The organism is Caballeronia mineralivorans PML1(12) (assembly GCF_001028175.1).
Classification (GTDB): Bacteria; Pseudomonadota; Gammaproteobacteria; order Burkholderiales; family Burkholderiaceae; genus Caballeronia; species Caballeronia mineralivorans.
Genome location: NZ_AEJF01000083.1, coordinates 1 through 16,510 on the forward strand (window position 1 = coordinate 1; position 16,510 = coordinate 16,510).

The window sequence follows — 16,510 nt, forward strand, 5'->3', positions numbered from 1 at the left end:
AGTTCAAGACTCATCCTGACGTCCAAAGCTTGGCAAAGACGCTGTGTGGGCACTTCGATTTGGCATGCGTCATATACGGGAAGGTCGGACCGAGCTATTCCGAATGGATATCTAGCCACACCCCTGCTCTAGGGAATCTCGCCCCTCTCCAGTGTTTGGACAATCCGACACTGTTAAAAAAGCTACGGGAGATGTTGATGAGGATACCCTGTTAAAAACTCGAATAGATCTACAAGCGCGGTCGGTGCACTGAGTTCCGCTATGACGATCAAGATGGGCAAGCTTGCACGAGAGTCGACGACGCCCCTAACATGACGAAAACATTTTTATGCGAGAACACAAGTTCACAGGTCACGAGCTGCTACCGAGACATGAACTTCAATCGCCGGCTCACCTGTCGAATGATGAAGCACTAAGCATCCGCTTTGAGGAGAGAACCTGTGAACGCGAAGATACCGCTCGAGAAAGGCGAGGTCGGCCCCAGACTTGAGTCAATCACAAGTGCATATGCTGAATATGGCGCCGGGGGACAAGCGCAGCTTGTTCTGGCCATTCCAAAATCAACCGTCGACTTTTATAAAGTCACTTTACTGCCCGAAGAATGACGATTGATGAACTGCGTGTGCATTTAAAGCACCTGATTGACACATACGTGCAAGACTCGGCGAAGCAGCAGCAATTGTTGAGCTTGGTCGCACGTGGAGATGTTCCAGTTAAGCATATCTTGGCCGAGATCACGCCCTCTTTATCTGCTGTAATCGCCGCTGACGACCAAGCAATCCTAAAGGATATAGTGTTCTATTTTTGTTAACCTTTGATTTACCGATTCCAGTTTGGCTCAACAATCCCCGATAAGATCGTGGTGCTCCCCGATAAGGAAATGTTGATGACGTGCGTAAAATGCCGCAACTTCGGCGGCATAGGTTCAAACTATGAAAGCTTGAGGATCAATGTCACACGGCACGCCGAACTTTACAGATGCAAGACTTGCGAACAATTATTGGAAATTGTCGCGGAAGTGCGTGCACCGTATTTCCTAACGTTATCCCAGGCAAAAGAACACTTCCCAGACGCCCAAGAAACACTTGATCGAATTTATTCGCAATCTTAACGAACGAATCGCTATATGGCACGGGGCGAGATAAGCGGTCGCGAAGAAGTTGGCGTCTACATGTCGACAACGACCAGTGATTGACTTTGCTTCAACGGTAATCCAAATATGGACCAGAAGATCCTGAGCATGCTTACTTCGTATCGTGAAGGACATGTCGGCAGAGAGCAATTGCTCAAGTGGCTCGATGCGAACAACGACAAATTGTCAGCACAGCTATCCCGTGGCCCATTGCTTCAATTGCGCCGTGGTGACGACCACACGGCGATGACCGCGCTTTCGAGAATCTTGCCCTCATGCTCCGTGTGTAGCATATGCCTTCCACCTCAAAAATTTGCTTCATGGGGAGAATATGAGCAATGTGTTGCTCGGATCGATAGTGCAGAGGCCGCAGAAATGTTTGCCCGAATCAAGGCGCCTGTTTGGACCTTGGACACACCAATGGGAGCCGGAGCTGACGCGTATTATCGTTGCACGGCGTGCGGAGCTATTTGGGATTTGGTCCTCCCAGAGCGACAGGAGAACGGTTCATGGACTCGCCTTGCATAGTCGATGTCTATAGTCCCGGCAAATATGGGCTTTCCCCATCCCCGAGGAAATTCACCAACGCGCCGATTGAACTCAAGACGCCTTGGCTGACAGTAATTTCCTGAATACCGTTCCCGAAACCCCTCGGCAAAAGGTAATCCACACACCAACCACCTCCCCCCACTCAAGCACTATCCCTATCGACAATCGTAAAGCCCGTATCCACACGCACCAGATAGTCCTTCGCCCTATCACCACTAGCGAACCGCTCCAGCAACGCCTGAGCGGTTCGCGCACCAATGGCGCCACCATCGACACGCACAGTCGACAACGCGGGATAAACATGTGCCGCCATACTCAAGTCGCCAAAGCCCATCACAGCCAGATCCTGAGGCACCTGCAATCCGCGGCTTGCCGCTTCCGCGAGTACCCCTTGCGCGAGCGTATCTGAGCTGCAGACAATGATCTCCAGCGCACTTCCTTCCAACACCGCCGACGCCCCTTCGCGCCCCACTTGCACCGTAGCTGGAGCTAGACGTATTTCAAAAGACACGTTGTCAATATCGTGACGCTGCAGCTCGTGAATAAAGCTGTTGGCGCGGCGCAGCGCGCGAGGATCGTCGACCGTCAAAACACCGAAACGTCGATAGCCCTTTTTAACCAGATGCCGCGCAAGCTCTTCCCCTAACTTCTCATGTGAGAAACCAATCACGATATCGATCGGGGTATCGGTCAGATCCCATATCTCGACCACAGGAATCTTCGCCCGGGTGAGCCGTTCGACAGTGACATCCGTGTGGTCGGTACCTGCAAGCACGACCCCATCCGGCCGGCGCCCCAGAATGGCCTCGACGAGCTCTTCCTCGCGCTGCGCCGAATAGCCCGTCAATCCAAGCAAGGTTTGATATCGCGCGGCGGTCAATCCGTCCATCAACGCCTGCACGGTATCCGCAAAGACAGAACTGGCGATAGTAGGCAACAGAACAGCGACGAGGCTGCTCTTACTGCTTGCGAGTCCTCCGGCCAGCATGTTTGGCACGTAGCCGGTGGCACGAACCGCATCGAGTACCCTCTTCTGCGTCGCGCTGCGCACGAGCTCGGGACGATGCAAGGCGCGAGACACCGTCATTGGCGCGACGCCCGCAACGCGGGCAACATCGATCAAGGTCACACTCTCAGCCGGACCATCAACCACATCGCCCTGCTTGCGCTCGTCAGTTTCTTCCATCGCGACCTCTTCGATAACGCCGGCGAGTTCAACGTCCGCCGTTGTTACCCCAGCGATTCCTGGACACAACCACCAGCCGATACCATCAGGTCACCGGCGCCGGATTGAACAGGACAAGCGCGTTATGCAGCTTCAGTTTTTCCGCGCACGTCTGCTTGCGGCCACTCGCCACTTCAAGCATCAGCCGGAATAATTCCCAGCCGACATCCTCGATAGTCGCATCCCCGGTCGCGATGGTACCTGCATTAACGTCCATCAAATCATGCCAGCGGCGCGCCAGATCCGAGCGCGTCGCGACCTTGATGACGGGTACCTCGGCCAGACTGTATGGCGTGCCGCGCCCGGTCGTGAAGACATGCAGGTTGATGCCCGCTGCAAGTTGCAACGTGCCGCAGATGAAATCGCTCGCCGGTGTCGCCGCATAGATCAAGCCCTTCTGCTTCACTTTTTCGCCCGGCGACAGCACCCCCGAAATGGCGGCGTTACCCGATTTGATAATCGACCCCATCGCCTTTTCGACGATGTTCGACAAGCCGCCCTTTTTATTACCCGGCGTCGTATTCGCGCTGCGATCGGCGCTGCCGCGCTGCAGATAATCGTCGTACCACCGCATCTCGCGGATGATCGCTTCCGCCACTTCCGGCGTCGCCGCGCGACTGGTCAACTGGTCGACGCCGTCACGGACCTCGGTGACCTCCGAGAACATCACCGTGGCGCCTGCGCGAACCAGAAGGTCCGTGGCGAATCCGACCGCCGGGTTGGCCGTGAGTCCCGAGAATGCATCGCTGCCGCCGCACTGCACGCCGACCACGAGATCGGATGCCGGACAAGTTTCGCGGCGCCGATTATTGAGCCTTTGGAGGTGACCGTCAGCCATCCTCATGATCGAGTCGATCATCGACTGGAAGCCGACGTGGGCATCGTCCTGCAGGACCACGACATCGCCGTTCAAGTCATGCGCGACGTCGCCGATGTCGGCTACGTCACCCACGTTGTCAACGGTTGCGATCGGAATGGTCCCCGGCGGCATCAGCCGCTCCGGCTGCAGCTTTTCGCAACCGAGACTCACCATCATCACTTCTCCGCCGAAGTTCGGATTCAGACTGATGTTGCGGACAGTGCGGATGGGCACCATTGCATCCGGTGCATCGATAGCGACACCGCATCCATAGGTATGCCCCAGGCCGACGACGTCGTCGACATTGGGGTAACGCGGCAGCAGTTCGGCTTTGATCCGCACGACCGCGTGCTCGACTACATCGGCCACGCATTGGACGGTCGTCGTAATTGCAAGGATGTTGCGTGAACCGACCGAACCGTCCGCATTTCGATACCCCTCGAAGGTGAAACCCTCGAGCGGCGGCATCGGCGGAGCTTTAACCGTCGCGATGGGCAAGCCTTCAAGCCCAGGCGGACTTGGCATACGAATCACGTGCTCGTTAATCCAGCTGCCCTTGGAGAGCGCCTTGAGCGCATACCCGATCACCACGTTATAGCGGATGACTTCGGCGCCTTCGGCGAGATCCTCAAGCGCGACCTTGTGCCCCTGCGGCACGCGCTCGCACAACACGAGACCGTCTGGAAAGACCGCTCCCGCCGGGAGACCGCCGTCATTGACAACAATGGCGACGTTGTCCTGCGGGTGAACGCGGATGTAGAGAGGGGGCTGCTCCATTTGACTCATCCTTTTCCGGATTGATTACCTATTGCACAATCAACATCTGTCATCATACAACGATTGCGCAATCATTTTGCCACGCAGATCGATAACAATGCAGTAGTATCAGTACCTACGGCGTTCTTATTGAAAGCACGTCGCTCATGTTGTACGATGACTAACAATTAAGATCATTTGGATGTTTTACTCATGACTACACCGCAAGAACTCAAGCAAATCGTATCGGATGGCTTGCTGTCCTTCCCTGTCACCGACTTTGACGAGCAAGGCGATTTTCGCGCCGACACCTACGCCGAACGCCTCGAATGGCTTGCACCTTATGGCGCGACCGCCCTCTTCGCCGCAGGTGGAACGGGTGAATTCTTCTCGCTGACTAAAAACGATTATTCGAACGTGATCCGCACCGCCGCCGAAACCTGCAAGGGCAAAGTGCCCATTCTCGCCGGTGCCGGTGGCCCCACGCGCGTGGCAATAGAGTACGCGCAGGAAGCGGAGCGGTTGGGAGCAAACGGTGTTTTGCTGATGCCGCATTACCTGACGGAAGCCTGTCCGGAAGGCATCGCCGCGCACGTTGAACAGGTGTGCAAGGCGGTGAAAAACATTGGCGTGATTGTCTACAACCGCGCTAATTCAAAGCTTAACGCCGACGTGCTGGAACGTCTGGCCGACCGTTGCCCCAACCTGATCGGTTTCAAGGACGGCGTAGGCGAGATCGAGAACATGGTGACAATCCGCCGCCGCCTGGGAGATCGCTTCTCGTACCTCGGCGGCCTGCCGACCGCTGAAGTCTACGCCGCCGCATACAAAGCGCTCGGCGTTCCGGTGTATTCGTCGGCAGTGTTCAATTTCATTCCGAAGACCGCAATGGACTTCTACCGTGCAATCTCGGCGGACGATCACGCAACGGTCGGCAAGCTGATCGATGAGTTCTTCCTGCCGTATCTCGCCATTCGCAACCGTCGTGCCGGTTATGCGGTAAGCATCGTCAAGGCGGGCGCCAAGCTTGTCGGCCACAGTGCAGGCCCGGTGCGCGCTCCCCTCACCGATCTCGACGAAGACGAAATGGCCCGGCTCGACGTGCTCATCAAGAAACTGGGCGCGCAATAGCACGATAAGCAAATCGCTCAAGAGCAGTGCAACTGCTTATAGAAAATGCGATCCAGCTAGAACAATTGGAGACACACCATGCAATCAAGCCGCACTGCCAGCATTGCCGGCATCGCCAAACGCACGAACGTCCGGTACCTGATTCTGCTGATGATCTTCATCATCACCACGCTCAATTACGCCGACCGCGCCACGCTGTCGATCACCGGTTCAGCCATGCGCAGCGAATTCGGCTTCGACGCGATTCGCATGGGTTACATCTTCTCCGCATTCAGTTGGGCTTATGTGTTGTCGCAGTTACCGGCCGGCTGGCTGCTCGACCGTTTCGGTGCTCGCCGCATGTACGGCGCAAGCATTTTCCTGTGGTCACTTTTCACCTTGCTGCAAAGTTCGATCGGTCTCGCGGGCAGCGCAGGCGCTGCCGTCATTGCATTGTTCGTGTTGCGCTTTGCGATGGGCATGGCCGAAGCACCTGCCTTTCCTGCAAACGCAAAAGTGGTGGCAAGCTGGTTTCCGACCGCCGAGCGCGGCACCGCCTCGGCCATCTTCAACTCGGCCCAGTATTTCGCCGCGGTTATCTTCACACCGCTCATGGCCTGGATCACCCACTCGTTCGGATGGCAAAACGTTTATCTGGTAATGGGTGTCACAGGGATAGTGCTTGCCCTGACGTGGCTCAAAGTCATGAAGAACCCGAGCGATCATCCTCGCGTCAACAAGGCCGAACTTGAGCATATCGAGAACGGCGGTGGTCTGATTCATCCGCAAAGAAAGACTGCCTATGCCGATGCAGCCAGCCCGGGAACCTGGTTTTACGTGCGCCAACTGATGTCGAATCGTATGCTCCTTGGCGTGTACCTGGCCCAGTATTGCATCAACGTCCTGACCTATTTCTTCCTGACGTGGTTTCCGATCTACCTCGTCCAGGCCCGTGGCATGACCATTCTGCAAGCCGGACTCACTGCTTCATTGCCCGCGATCTGCGGCTTTACGGGAGGTGTGCTCGGCGGGGTCTTTTCCGACGCGCTGATCCGGCGCGGTCATTCCCTGACGATTGCGCGGAAAGTCCCGATCGTTGGCGGCATGCTTTTATCCGTATGCATCATCGGATGCAACTACGTCACGGCAGACTGGCTTGTTGTCGCCCTCATGTCGCTGGCTTTCTTTGGGAAAGGCATTGGCGCGCTCGGTTGGGCGGTAGTCGCGGACACCTCGCCCAAGGAAGCGATCGGCCTGTCCGGTTCGATCTTCAACATGTTCGGCAATATCGCGGGCATTGTGACGCCGATTGTGATCGGTTATCTCGTGGCCAAGACCGGATCCTTTAACGGCGCACTGGTGTTCGTCGGTATCAACGCGCTTCTCACCGTGTTCAGCTATCTGGTCATCGTCAAGAAGATCGAGCGTGTCGAGCTTCGCGCTCCGTTAGTCGCCGGAACCAACGTCTGACTCAATGACTGCCTTAATAGCCCTCAAGACTTCTCACCAGAGGCGAAACGGCTGCGCATAGGTCAAGTTCAACCGCGGCGCGCCGTTAACTTAAGCAAGGTCGACCATCCAAACTAAAAATATGCGAAACGTGACAATCCGCTCCAACCTGCTGGTGGTGCTTTTCGTATTCGCCTCAATGATCGTTGTGGGCGCGATCGTGGGAGTGCTTATGCTCGGCCGCGCAAACGACAACGCCCGGCGCTTGCATCAAATCGCCCAGCAAGAAATCCTGGTCAACGACGGCTATAAGGACACGACACGCACGCGCGCGGCGCTCACGCGAGCTTATTCCGCTCTCAAGGAGCGCAATGACACAGCCACGCGCGATTCAGCCTTGAAAAGCGCGCAGGTCACCCTCGATCGGGCCGCCGCGGAAACGGGCGCATTTCGCGACGCGCCTGGCTTCGCCGGACGGGATGAGACGCTACAGCAATCGCTTGTCGAGTCATCGAATGTTCTGGCGGCTCTGCTAACGAAAGCAAGGGAGGCCCTGCGCATTGGCGATACAACGGCCTATGCCGCGATCAACGACAAGGAAATTACGGGCGCAGGCGCAAAATATTCATCGAATGTCGAGGCCTTTCAGAATCTCTCGAACTCCTTGATGAAAGACACGCTGGCGCAGGGCGAACGCGAACATGGATGGGTGATCACCCTGGTGGTGATTGGCGTGATCGGAGCGCTTTGCCTGATCGCGGTCACTCATCTGGCGCTTCGACGCATCGTGATCGACCCGCTAAAGCGGGCCATTGCCTCGCTCGATCAGATTGCCGCGAACGACCTCACGAACGCGATTCCGCAAAGCGGTCGAAACGAAATCGGGCAACTGTTTGATGCAATGCGCCGAATGCAGCACGGCTTGTCGGACACCGTAATGAACGTGCGCTCGAGTTGCGACGCGATCAATACCGGCGCGCGCGAGATCGCCGCGGGAAATATCGATTTATCGAGCCGGACGGAAGAGCAATCGGCGTCGCTCGAAGAAACGGCTGCGAGCATGGAAGAACTGACCTCGACAGTCAAACAGAACGCTGACAACGCTCAACAGGCTAGCAAGCTGGCGGCCACGGCCGCGGACGTGGCGCAACGTGGGGGCGAAGTAGTCGGGCGCGCTGTAGCCACGATGAATGCGATCAGCACGAGTTCCAACAGGATCGCCGAGATTACCGGCATGATCGATGGCATCGCGTTTCAAACCAACATCCTGGCACTCAACGCTGCGGTGGAATCGGCACGGGCGGGAGAGCACGGACGCGGTTTCGCCGTGGTGGCAACGGAAGTCCGCACCCTCGCGCAACGCAGCGCGAATGCGGCTAAAGAGATCAAGACGTTAATCGGGACATCGGTGCATGACGTACAGCTTGGTAATGGCCTGGTCGCGCAAGCAGGCGACACCATGACCGAGATTGTCAACGCGGTTCAAAAGGTCGCAAGTCTGATGACCGAGATTACAGCGGCGAGCATTGAGCAGAGCGCGGGGATCGCCCAAGTGGGGAAGGCTGTCAGCCAGATGGATCAGGTGACCCAGCAGAACGCAGCGTTGGTGGAACAAGCCGCTGCGGCTGCCAGTTCACTCGAACAGCAGGCGAAGCAAATGGCCGACGCGGTAGCGGCCTTTCAATTGAACGAAGAAGCAGCTTAATAGTCCGCTGCGATCAAGCATGTTCACGAAAGTGCGGTCCGTTCTCCGACGTATCCGCTTGGACAAACCAACTCACCCAATTTAATCCGTCCATGAAAATAAAAACGACCTGGCGCATCATTGCTGGTGCACTCACGTTCGGCACCCTTATGAGCTCGGCGCAGGCAGCAACCTATGTCTATGTTTCGAATGCCGACAGCCAGGATATTTCAGTGCTCCGGCTCGATCAATCGAGCGGCGCGCTTTCGAAGGTCGAGACGCTTCCGGTGGGCGGAACCGTAATGCCGCTGGCGCTTTCCCCCGACCACCATCATCTCTATGCCGGATTACGCTCCAAGCCGTATCGCGTGCTGAGTTTCGCGATCAACCCCTTGGACGGCCACCTGATCCTGCTCAAAACCTCGCCGTTGGCCGAGAGCATGGCCTACCTCTCCACCGACGCTACGGGTCGCTATTTGTTCTCCGCATCGTACGGCGGCAATCTGCTGTCCGTGAATCGCATCGACACGAATGGTTTAGCGGGCGACCCGCAGCAGTCCGTTCCGACGGGGCCGATGGCCCACGCAATCAGGAATGCCCCCGATAACCGCTATGTGTTCGCCTCTGTCCTGGGCTCCGACGCGTGGTTGCGGCTGAAATTCGATGCGGTGACCGGCCAACTCACGCAAGATGCAGCGCCCGCCTATGCATTACCGCCGAAATCAGGCCCACGTCACTTCGTCTTCTCGCCGGATCACCGGTTCGCCTATCTGATCGATGAGCTCGATGGCAAGCTACATGTTCTTGCCTTCGACGCCGCGAATGACACCGCCAAGCCAGTTCAAACCGTCTCGATCGTCCCGCCGGATTTTTCCGGCGATAAGCCCTGGGGCGCCGACGTTCATCTGACGCCGGATGGCCGTTTCCTGTTTGCATCTGAACGGACCTCGAGCACGCTTGCCTCGTTTCGCGTCGACCGGAAATCGGGCACGCTCACGCGAATCGGCACGTGGCAAACCGAGAAGCAGCCGCGTGGATTCAATATCGATCCGTCGGGAAACTATCTGCTGGCAGCCGGACAGTTGTCGACGCAGATGAGCGTATATCGCATCGACAAGCAGACCGGCGCGCTTAAGGCGATCGGACAGTATCCGGCTGGCAAAAACCCGAACTGGATCGAATTCGTGCAATTTGAAGGGACTCTGTAGCACCGCTTGCCGCGAGTCAAACCGTCAAGACACGGGCCACGATCCGCGCAAGCCGCTTCACATGACGGGGTGCGGGAAGAATGTCCGCACCTGAAAATAGAATCGGCACGCCCTCCTCGCTGGTGAGTGCGCGGCCTCCGCATTCATACGCCACGATCACGCGTTCTCCCACCGGCGTATTGAACAACTCGTGCCATGAGAAGGTGACCGCGTAGCCGTCCTGCGCGACCGCGATGAACACCGTGCGCTTGAATTCGCCCTTCGGCTCAGGCCGCAGTCCGGCTTTCAAGATCAGGTCTTTCAGCAACACCCCGCGATAGGTGTCGACACTGCGAATGAACCGGTTCGTCGTATAACAACGCAGATCGAATGGATCGGCGACAACGGCGGGTTGCTCCCTGAATTGCCCAAGATCGACGGACAACGGTCGCAGGAAATCTCCCTCAAGCGATATGACGGCTTTCGCAGTGGTTTCAACCGCGACTGCATGGGCGTTGGCATCACTCATTTCTCATCCTCCAGGGGCCGGTTTCAGGCGACTTGTCCGGCATTATATCCACCCGAATATTACGCTGCTGTCACGGTCGCATCTCAGTACGCAAACAATACGCACCATACAGATTCGCGCATATGCCCGCCCAAAAGGTACTAAGCGCTATATTGGTGGCCTTCAACCAACGCGTCTGGAAGGGAAACACAATGGTTCTTTCGCACTTCTCCAAGCGTCTTGCCCGCTACGCGTTAACAATCGCAAGCACTTTGACGGCCGCGGCGGTCGTCACGTTATCCGGTTGTGGATCGGCGCAAGTTGCTAGCGCGCCGCAGCGCGTCTCCCTGGATGCCCGGGCGAATGGCATCGCTATCCGTCCGGCTGACGGCAGGATTTTCATTACGGACGACAAAACCAACAGTGTGCTTTCGTCGGTCGACGGCAGCACGTTCACGCCGTTCGCCGCGGTCCCCGTAGTAGCGGGACAAGCGAATGCGCAAAGTCAGGTGACTATCGCGGATACCGGTTCATTGCTAGTGGGACGATTCGGATTTGGCGCGGCCGGCGCCGTGTTCGACATCGGCGCAGACAAGTCCGTCTCCGCCCTGCCAGGCCTCGATCCAACGCGGCGCAGGCTGGGGCTAAGCACCATTGGCACCGGAAAACTGCTCTCAACCTGGTTCGTCAAGAACGGCAATGCCCCGGCAACGGGCGGCTTAAGCCTGATCACTTACGATGAATCAACCCACGCCGCATCCGAACACAATCTGCTGACCGGTTTGGCTAAGCCCGTTGGCATCGCGGTGCAAGGCGACGCCGTTTTCATTTCCGATCAGGCTAACAACATGATCCTTAAGACCAGCCTCTCAGGCTTGATCAATCACGCCCAGGCCGGCGGCTTGAACACAACGGTCATCAAGATCAATGGACCGGATCTGCTGACCATCGATTCAAACGGTGCGCTCTACACAAAATGCAATTCGACGGCGGTGTGCCGGATCAGCCCGGACAACTCGGTCGCCGTCATCGCGAACGATTTCGAGGATGCCCGCGGGGTGGCTATCGACCCTGGGCACCACTTGCTGTACGTAATAGACCGCCAGAAATCCGCTAGCGGCGGCAGCACCCTGCGGGTTATTCCACTGAACTAATGCAGTGCGCCCTGGAAACCGGCTAGTCGTCCACGCCGATGATCACGCTCGACGCCTTGAAGATAGCCGTTGCTGCTTTCCCGCTAGCGAGTCCCAGCCGTTGCGCGCTTTCATTCGTGACGATAGCGGCAATCTGTGCGCCGCCCGCGACGGTAATAATGACTTCGCTGTTGACCGCACCCTGCGTCACCGCCGATACCGTTCCGGCCAGGCAATTCCTCGCCGAAACCTGGCTGCTCTCCACGTCGATCATCACGATCACAGACGACGCCTTGACCAGCGCAAATGCGGCCTTGCCGGCGGCCAGACCGAGCGATGCGGCGCTGCCATGCGTAATCACCGCGACAATCTCAAGGCCGTCATTGGCACGCAGCAAGATCTCGTCGTTAACTGCACCGTGCTTGACGTCCACCACCTCGCCGACAAACTGATTTCGGGCGCTTGTTCGCATTATTTCTCTCCGGTTGCGGCGTCCTTCGAAGGCGTGAATCGCCGGGACGTGGGGACGCACGTTTTGCTGTGATTGCTGCTTAGTGCCACTTGGTGCCGCTTCACAGGCACGCCGTAAGTTTAACGGCACTACAGCCCTCAGGCGAGGCAAATAGCCGCGCAAAACCCGATAGCGGGGATAACGGAAATACCAAGTCTCAGCGTAATATAGCGGCCTTTATTACGCCTTTAATCAACGTGGAGAATCAGATGATCCGTAAGGTGATGGTGTCGGTTGCGGTCCTGGCTAGCGCCCTGCTAGGCCATGCTGCCGTGGCGGATGAAAATGCCGTAAACGTGTTGTATGCCGGCTCGCTCGTCAATTTGATGGAGCGTAGCGTCGGCCCCGCTTTCGAAAAAGAAACCGGCTTGCATTTCCAGGGTTACGCGGCAGGGTCGAACAAGATCGCCAACGAGATCAAAGGGAAATTGCGGCGCGGCGACGTATTCATCAGCGCGAGTCCGAAGGTCAATACGGGCTTGATGGGCGCGGCCAATGGCGACCATGTCGCGTGGTATGTCGCCTTCGCCGAATCGCCGCTGATGATCGGCTATAACCCGCGCAGCAAATTTGCCGCCGACTTCAAGACCAAGCGCTGGGATAAGGTCTTGCAGGAGCCGGGTATTCGCATCGGCCGGACCGATCCCAAGCTGGACCCGAAAGGCGCGTTCACGGTCGAGATGGTGATCAAGGCGGCCGACCTTTATCACCAGCCGGATCTGGTTGAAAAGACGCTGGGCGCTGCAGAAAATCCGGATCAGGTCTTGCCTGAAGAAACCCTCGTAGGACGTTTGCAATCCGGGCAACTCGACGCTGGCTTTTTCTATTCGACCGAGACCTCCGACCTGAAGATTCCATCGATTCGTCCCGCGCCGGAATTGCAAGCCAAGGCAAGCTACACGCTCACCATTCTTGACGATGCGCCGAACTCGCCGGGTGCAACGCGCTTCGTCGACTTCCTGCTGAGCGCGAAGGGTCGCGAACTGCTCAAGGAACATGGTGTCGATGTAATCAAACCTGCGATCACCGGTAACGCCCAGGCAATGCCGCCGTCCCTTCAGGCTGTGATCGACGCTACGCAATGAAACGGACCGCTGCGCGACCGTTGTTGTGGCTCGCGGCGTTGCTCGCAGTCTATTTGTGCGCGCCGTTCGTTGCGAGCATTCCGCAAGTGGGCGCGGCGGACTGGCACGGGGTCGACTGGACAACGACGCTGTCGGCGGTGGCTGTATCGGCGGGCAGCGCAAGTGTCGCGTCGCTCGTCATTTTGTTGGGCGGCGTGCCGCTGGGTTATCTGCTCGCCCGGTCGCATTCGCGCAAGGCGGCGTTGCTCGGCTTTGTCGTGCAATTGCCGCTCGCCCTGCCGCCGCTGACGAGCGGCGTATTGCTGCTGTTTCTCCTTGGTCCCTATAGCTGGGTCGGACAACTGACCGGCGGCGCGCTGACAGACTCGTTCGCCGGCATCGTGCTGGCTGAAACGTTCGTCGCGGCGCCGTTCCTGATCATTGCGGCACGATCTGCATTTACGGCTGTCGATCCGATGTTCGAAGACGTGGCCGCTACGCTGGGCCATCGCGCCGGCAGCCGGTTCTTTCGCGTCACCCTGCCCGTTGCATGGCCTGCGATCAGCGCCGGGCTGGCGCTGGCATGGCTGCGCGCATTCGGTGAATTCGGCGCAACGGTGATGGTCGCGTATCACCCATACTCGCTGCCGGTCTATACCTACGTCGTGTTCGGCGGCCAGGGATTGCCGGCAATGATGCCCTTGCTGCTGCCCACGCTCGCCATCGCCATAGTTTGTGCGGCGCTGTCTATTTATAGCCGTAACGGGCGTGCTTCATCAAGCGCGGAACTCGTCAATGGAGATGATGCCGACGACAACACCCACGCACCTCCGGTCCTGGACGAGGATGATCGTCGCCTGAGCATCGTGTTAAGAAAGCACCTCGGCGGTCTCGATCTCGACATCGAATGGGCACCGCAAACACGGCGTCTTGCAATCATCGGCACGTCAGGGTCGGGCAAGTCGCTGACATTGCGGCTGATCGCGGGGCTCGAGGCGGGGCAGAGGTCCACCGTATTGCTTGGGGAGACCCGGCTTGACGATCTACCTCCAGAGGAGCGCAGGATCGGTTATATGCCGCAGGACTACGGTTTGTTCCCGCATATGACGGTCGCCCGGCAACTGGCGTTTCCGCTGAGTGCGGATGCTGCCAGCGCGCGTTTATGGGTCGATCAACTCGGGCTCTCCACGCTGCTTGGCCGCTTGCCGCATGAGCTCTCGTTCGGTCAGCGCCAGCGCGTGGCGCTCGCTCGCGCACTCACGCAGCATAGCCAGTTGCTGCTCTTCGACGAACCGTTCGCCGCACTCGACACACCGCGCCGTCGTCGTCTTCAGCAATCGCTGCGCGCGTTGCAACGCGAGATATCGGCGGTCACGGTAATCGTCACGCATGATCCCGACGAAGCCGCGCTTCTAGCCGATGAAGTGTTGCTCATCGAGCACGGCCGCGTGCTTCAGGCGGGGGCGGTGAGCGAGGTCTTCGAACGCCCCGCTTCAATGCGTGTTGCGCAATTGCTTGGCTTGCACAATGTCGGGCAAGGCCGCGTAGTCGATGCAAACAGGGTCGAACTGGGCGGCGAGTTGTGTTTGAACGCTGCGGGTAATGTTGAACTTTCCATCGGACAAACCGTGATGTGGCGGCTGCCGGCGCTTGCGATCACGCCGTCCGATGAGGGTCTGTTCGAGGGCATGGTCGACGGTATCGAATTGCGGCGCGGGGAGCGTTATGCGCGGCTGAAAATCCTCGGCGTGGCATTCGATATTCTCAGCGACGATCCTCGCCTGAAGAGTGACACGTCGCACCGGTTTTCCATTGACGCGAATAAATTAACTATCTGGACCATTTGAGGGATCGCGACGAAAGCCACCTCTCCGGGCACAAACAAAAAAGCCGTCTTGCGACGGCTTTTTCAGTCTTGAACAGCACGCATGCCACACATCACGCTGTGGCTTCCTCGTGCATATGTGCGTCAACGGCACTGTCGCCATACAGATGCAACAGGCGATAACCGCTCTTATACACGGGCTGTAAGCGAAAGTGATTGATCGGCTCGATGGTCAGTGCGAGCCTCAAGCGCGAGACATGACTGTCGATGGTTCGCGTGGTCTCGCGAAACTCGCGTCCCCAGACCATTGCGAAGATGTGATCGCGCGACAAGACCCGCCCGATGTTCGAAAAAAACAGCAGCGCCAGCCGGAACTGCGTGCCGCTCAGTTGGACAGGTTGGCCGCGCACCGTCACGCTCTACTGCCGCGAATCGAAGCGATATGGACCCAGCTCAGTGACAGCGGCGGTGTTCGCCGGATAAGCGCGCCGCAACAACGCTGCCACGCGTGCGCCGAACTCGGCGGAGCGCACGGGATGCGTGACATAGTCGTCGGCACCCGCGCTCAGCGTACGCACCACGTTGCTCTCGCCACCATCCGCCGAGGCGAACATCACGGGCACACGCTCGCCGATGCCGGAACGCATCGACTTGAGCAGATCGAGTCCGGACAAACCGGTGGAGTGCCAGTCGAGCATCAGCATGTCGACAGTGGAACGGGGCAGCGATTTCGACATCGATAAACCATCGCTGAAGGGAATGCACACATGGCCAAGCCGTTCGATGATTTCACCGATGACGAAACGATGCTGGGGATCGGATTGAAGAATTGCGACGCGCATGATGACGGGACCGGTGAACCTGAAAACGGTGAATTCGGGACGTATTTCGAAACGTAATTGAAGGCACCAAAGAAGATCTCATGACGCTCCACGAGACCACTTGATACGCGCGAATTCTCCAGAGCGACACCTACTTGATCCATCGGAAAACTCTTAAATACGTTCTCCACATCGTCACAAATGCTTTCAATTTGTCTCGCGAAGTCACTGGGTGTGCCGACACGTGGCGGAACCGGACCATTTTCAGATAAGCGTTGTAGGGACGCTTTCCCCGGGTATGGCACCGGCAAACACAACCGCCAAAAGTCGTGCATGCATATTTCACGAAGCACGGAAACGTCGAGCGGTTCGTGTCGATAAGCTGGTCTTCATGAACTCGAACCTTTCCTCCTCACGCGCCGGACTGAGCACCCGTCAGACGCTGATCGTCACCACGGCCAGCATGGGTTTCGTGGTCTCTCAACTCGATGTCACTATCGTCAACGTGGCGCTCGCGAGCATCGGGCGCGACCTGCACGCGAGCGTGGCCGGCCTGCAGTGGACGGTGGACGCCTACGCGCTCGCATTCGCCGCGCTGATGCTCTCGGCGGGCGCGTTTGGCGACCGCTTCGGCGCGCGGCGCTTGTTCGTTGCGGGCCTGGTGCTGTTCGCGCTCGCGTCCGCTGCTTGCGGCTTT

General features: G+C 57.9%; 13 protein-coding genes and 1 pseudogene. 9 read left to right on the top strand and 5 right to left on the bottom strand.

Going from position 1 to position 16,510, the window contains the following annotated elements:
• Positions 1–440 precede the first annotated feature (440 nt).
• A complete protein-coding gene (locus EOS_RS47015; protein ID WP_160312484.1) occupies positions 441–605 on the top strand; it encodes a hypothetical protein in 165 nt (54 codons plus the stop codon).
• 1,218 nt (positions 606–1,823) lie between these two features.
• On the opposite strand, the gene EOS_RS12370 is transcribed toward EOS_RS47015, so the two are convergent.
• Both EOS_RS12370 and garD read right to left on the bottom strand, forming a co-directional pair.
• Positions 1,824–2,867: a LacI family DNA-binding transcriptional regulator gene (locus tag EOS_RS12370; protein WP_047846940.1), complete on the bottom strand. Its 1,044-nt coding sequence runs from the start codon at positions 2,865–2,867 to the stop codon at positions 1,824–1,826.
• Positions 2,868–2,952: 85 nt separating this feature from the next.
• Positions 2,953–4,542, bottom strand: coding sequence for a galactarate dehydratase (gene garD / locus EOS_RS12375; protein ID WP_047846941.1), 1,590 nt, complete (start codon positions 4,540–4,542; stop codon positions 2,953–2,955).
• A 192-nt stretch (positions 4,543–4,734) separates the two neighbouring features.
• Here garD and kdgD point away from each other — a divergent pair, with 192 nt between their 5' ends.
• The 4 genes from kdgD (at position 4,735) to EOS_RS12395 (ending at position 9,972) form a co-directional block, all read left to right on the top strand.
• Complete coding sequence (gene kdgD, locus EOS_RS12380; RefSeq protein ID WP_047846942.1) at positions 4,735–5,652, top strand: 5-dehydro-4-deoxyglucarate dehydratase; 918 nt, start codon at positions 4,735–4,737, stop codon at positions 5,650–5,652.
• A 78-nt stretch (positions 5,653–5,730) separates the two neighbouring features.
• Positions 5,731–7,101: an MFS transporter gene (locus EOS_RS12385; RefSeq protein WP_047846943.1), complete on the top strand. Its 1,371-nt coding sequence runs from the start codon at positions 5,731–5,733 to the stop codon at positions 7,099–7,101.
• Positions 7,102–7,222: 121 nt separating this feature from the next.
• The gene (locus tag EOS_RS12390) at positions 7,223–8,785 is read left to right on the top strand and encodes a methyl-accepting chemotaxis protein (protein WP_047846944.1); all 1,563 of its coding nucleotides are present in this window, start codon (positions 7,223–7,225) and stop codon (positions 8,783–8,785) included.
• Positions 8,786–8,877: 92 nt separating this feature from the next.
• Complete coding sequence (locus tag EOS_RS12395) at positions 8,878–9,972, top strand: lactonase family protein (protein WP_047846945.1); 1,095 nt, start codon at positions 8,878–8,880, stop codon at positions 9,970–9,972.
• A gap of 16 nt (positions 9,973–9,988) precedes the next feature.
• Here the strand turns inward: EOS_RS12395 and EOS_RS12400 are convergent, their stop codons facing one another.
• Entirely contained in the window at positions 9,989–10,480 is a 492-nt protein-coding gene (locus EOS_RS12400; protein ID WP_047846946.1) for a molybdopterin-dependent oxidoreductase, read from the bottom strand.
• A 32-nt stretch (positions 10,481–10,512) separates the two neighbouring features.
• Between EOS_RS12400 and EOS_RS12405 the strand changes: the two genes are divergently transcribed.
• Positions 10,513–11,613 carry an NHL repeat-containing protein gene (locus EOS_RS12405; protein ID WP_160312485.1) on the top strand — a complete coding sequence of 367 codons (1,101 nt, stop codon included), beginning with the start codon at positions 10,513–10,515 and terminating at the stop codon, positions 11,611–11,613.
• A gap of 22 nt (positions 11,614–11,635) precedes the next feature.
• On the opposite strand, the gene EOS_RS12410 is transcribed toward EOS_RS12405, so the two are convergent.
• Complete coding sequence (locus EOS_RS12410; protein WP_047846948.1) at positions 11,636–12,064, bottom strand: TOBE domain-containing protein; 429 nt, start codon at positions 12,062–12,064, stop codon at positions 11,636–11,638.
• Between the two features lie 248 nt (positions 12,065–12,312).
• Here EOS_RS12410 and EOS_RS12415 point away from each other — a divergent pair, with 248 nt between their 5' ends.
• Complete coding sequence (locus tag EOS_RS12415) at positions 12,313–13,188, top strand: extracellular solute-binding protein (protein ID WP_047846949.1); 876 nt, start codon at positions 12,313–12,315, stop codon at positions 13,186–13,188.
• Positions 13,185–15,014: an ABC transporter ATP-binding protein/permease gene (locus EOS_RS12420; RefSeq protein ID WP_047846950.1), complete on the top strand. Its 1,830-nt coding sequence runs from the start codon at positions 13,185–13,187 to the stop codon at positions 15,012–15,014. Before EOS_RS12415 ends, EOS_RS12420 begins: the two co-directional genes overlap by 4 nt.
• 91 nt (positions 15,015–15,105) lie before the next feature.
• Here EOS_RS12420 and EOS_RS12425 read toward each other — a convergent pair.
• A pseudogene (locus EOS_RS12425) lies at positions 15,106–15,834 on the bottom strand (response regulator transcription factor).
• Between the two features lie 370 nt (positions 15,835–16,204).
• Between EOS_RS12425 and EOS_RS12430 the strand changes: the two are divergent.
• On the top strand, positions 16,205–16,510 hold a 306-nt coding region (locus EOS_RS12430), incomplete at its 3' end, for an MFS transporter (protein WP_047846951.1).